General features: G+C 44.8%; 1 protein-coding gene. It reads left to right on the top strand.

The window, feature by feature from the left end; translation table 11 throughout:
• Nucleotides 1–292 precede the first annotated feature (292 nt).
• A partial coding sequence (locus tag A3766_RS05225; RefSeq protein ID WP_068641848.1) for a wax ester/triacylglycerol synthase family O-acyltransferase occupies nt 293–1,311 on the top strand: 1,019 nt, incomplete at its 3' end.

Genomic DNA, 1,311 nt, shown 5'->3' with positions numbered 1-1,311 from the left:
GTAGTATTATGCTTCTCTAGCAGGCTAAAGTTGTTCTAACTTCATTTAGCCTGCTCTATCTTCAGGTTCTTAAAACTCCATTCGCGATATGCCCCCATTCCCCCTCCCTGCCGAATAAAAGGTTCACGACAACTCCATTTCAAAATTTGCTATACCAAAAGTAAATTTCTTGTCTGCGAACATAAATAGTTCCGATATCTTCATAGACCTAGGCAATAAAGTTTAATGGTCTAATATAGTAAGTGTGTTAAGATTCCGCTTTGTATTCATTACTCCCAAAAGGCCTGGCAAAATGACTCAGAATAACAAGATAAACATACTTGATGCCTCTTGGTTGGCATTGGATACCGAAGAGACGCCAATGCATGTTGGCAATCTGCAAATTTTATCTCTCCCCAAAGATGCTCCTGCTAATTTTTTACGCGACGATGTTCATCGCATGAAATCGGCTGGAGATATTGTTTCCCCCTGGAACAAAAAGCTCGCGAAGCCTAGCTTACTGGGCCGCTTACTCGCACCGTCTTGGGTTATCGATAAGAACATAGACCTAGATTATCACGTACGTCATTCGGCTCTACCCAAACCAGGCGGTGAACGAGAGTTGGGTATACTTGTATCGAGATTACACTCCAACCGTATGGACTTTAAACGCCCTCTATGGGAGTGCCATGTCATCGAAGGTCTGGAAAATAATCGCTTTGCCATCTACACCAAAATGCACCACTCCTTAATTGATGGCATAAGCGGTGTACGTTTATTGCAACGCACACTAAGCGAGTCTCCAGACGATATCGATACAAGACCGCCTTGGTCTATTGGTACGCCAAAGAAAATTAAAAGCGGCGAACACATTGCGACTTGGCAAGGCGCGCTTGATCAAGCTATCGACGCAATCAAAGAACAAGCCTCGAACACCCCGCAGTTAGTGGGTGCGTTGGCAAAACTGGTCAGTTCATCCGTTCAGGATAGAGTTAAACTTTCTGCTCCGTTTACTGGTCCTAATTCAACCATTAACACCCGGGTGCAAGCCGCTCGCCGCTTTGCTACACAGCAATATTCTTTAGACAGAATTAAGAAACTGGCAGCAGAGGCGGATGCCTCGTTAAACGATATTGTGCTTTATTTATGTGGCACCTCGTTGAGGCAGTTCCTATTAGAAAAAGGACAATTACCTGAGCAACCTTTAACAGCAGGTATTCCGGTTAATATTCGCCCTGCGGATGACACAGGCACAGGTACGGCCATTAGTTTTATGATCGCTAGCTTAGCAACCAATGAAGCGGACCCGCTTCGCCGCTTAGCAACCATTAA

The sequence above is a fragment of the Oleiphilus sp. HI0132 genome (assembly GCF_001635845.1).
This window is presented reverse-complemented; position numbering and strand designations above follow the sequence as displayed.